The 1,909-nt window shown below is 63.7% G+C and carries 2 protein-coding genes; both read left to right on the top strand.

Annotated elements, in window-relative coordinates:
• Positions 1–279 precede the first annotated feature (279 nt).
• Positions 280–1,173 (top strand): IclR family transcriptional regulator, encoded by an 894-nt coding sequence (locus tag V7E26_RS29905; RefSeq protein WP_324422984.1) that lies wholly within the window; start codon positions 280–282, stop codon positions 1,171–1,173.
• Between the two features lie 179 nt (positions 1,174–1,352).
• The coding region (locus V7E26_RS29900) for an ABC transporter substrate-binding protein (protein WP_324422983.1) at positions 1,353–1,909 on the top strand (557 nt) is incomplete at its 3' end.

Here is a 1,909-nt window from a genome sequence, read left to right as displayed (position 1 = left end):
CGAACACCTGCGGCACCTTCTCCTGGATCAGATAGTCGACGATGACCTGGGCGCCGTTGAGCATGTTACGCGACATCGATGACTTCTCTCCCTGCAGCCCCATTCGCCCCCGCGTCTTGGCGCGCGGTCCCGATAGGCATCGCGACCCTATTTCTCATAATACTGTACGTCAATTGCTATTGTGGTATGGTCGGATTTGCGCCGCGCACGCTGTGTGGCGCTGTTGCCGGGCGAGGATGGCCTGATAAGATTCGCCTCGCCAGTTGGAGAAGTGATTCTGTGAAACCGCGCAGCAAGTCGAAGACGAGCGAGAAGCAGGCCCCGCCCCGCAGGATCTCGATCGCAAGACTGGTGCCGTCCAACGAGCCGAACATCGACGACGAGGCCGAGGAGCGCGCGCGCGGCGGCGTGCAGTCGCTTGGCCGCGCGTTTTCCATCCTCGAAGAGGTCGCGCGTCACCGCGAAGGCATCGGCCTTGCCGACCTCAGCAAGCTGGTCGGCCTGCATAATTCGACCACCTTCCACCTCGCCAAGACGCTGGTCTCGCTCGGCTATCTCCGGCAGGAGCGCGACTCCAAGCGCTATCGCGTCGGTCGCCCGCTGTTTGCGCTGGCGGCGAGCGCGCTCGACGAAATCGAGATGGTCAATCTGGCGACCCCGATCCTCGAAGACCTGTCGCGGGAAACCGGCGAAAGCGGCCATTTTGCCGTGCGCATGGGCGATGCGGTGGTTGTCATCGCCCGCACCAGCGGGGCCGGCGCGTTTCAACTGACCGACCGCGTCGGCGTGGTGCGGCCGGCGCATTGCACCGCGCTCGGCAAGATCATGCTGGCCTCGTTGCGTCCCGACCAGTTGCAGCGCTATCTCGAACGGGTCGAACTGAAGCCCTCCACCAGCAAGTCGATCACCGATCCTGCGGTGCTGATGCGCGAGATCGCGGAAATCCGCCGCAGCGCGGTCGCCTTCGACGATGGCGAATTCAATGTGGAAGTCCGCTGCGTCGCGGTGCCGGTCTATCACTTCACCGGCGAAATCATCGGCGCGCTCGGCATTTCCGGCCCGATCTGGCGGATGACCGACCAGGCGGTGCAAAGCCGCGCCAAGCTGGTGCAATCGGCCGCCAGCCGGCTGTCGATCGAGTTCGGCGCGCGTGGCCTGACGAAATCTTCCTGATCGCCCGCCCCTCTCTTTAGGTCGCCATCGAACGCGCTTTCCGCGCGTGCGACGCATTTGGCGTTGACAGTTCTCGCGGCGTCCGGAAATATCCTGCAATAATAAAAGAGCGTCTCTCACATTGTCGCATAAGCGACATCGGAGGGAGAACGTCGCGTATCCTCGGGAGGAGATCACAGATGACCCGCTACAGCCGACGTACCCTGTTGAAAGCCGGCGCCGCCCTCACCGGCGCCTCCGCACTCGGATTTCCATCCATCGTCAGCGCGCAGGCCGCGCGCATCAAGATCGGCCACCTGGTGCCGCTGACCGGCTTCCTCGGCGCGATCGGCAGCTACGCGCAGCTCGGCGTGAAGATGGCGGCCGAAGAGATCAACGCCTCCGGCGGCATCATGGGCAGGCAGATCGACCTGATCTCGGAGGACTCGGTCAATCCCGCGACCGCCTCGACCAAGGCGCAGCGCATGATCGAGCAGGACGGCGCGGTGCTGCTGTTCGGCGAAATCTCCTCCGCCTCGTCGCTGACCATCATGCAGGTCGCCGAGCGCAACAAGAAGGTGTTCTTCTCGACCGGCGCGCGATCCGACGCGCTGCGCGGCAAGGATTGCAATCGCTACTCCTTCCATTGCGACATCCCGAACACCGTGATGGTGAACGCCGTCGGCACCGCGCTCAGGCAGAAGGGCATGGTGAAGGGCAAGAAGTTCGTCACGCTGACCGCCGACTACATTTTCGG

It is taken from the genome of Bradyrhizobium sp., assembly GCF_036735945.1.
Classification (GTDB): Bacteria; Pseudomonadota; Alphaproteobacteria; order Rhizobiales; family Xanthobacteraceae; genus Bradyrhizobium.
This window is presented reverse-complemented; position numbering and strand designations above follow the sequence as displayed.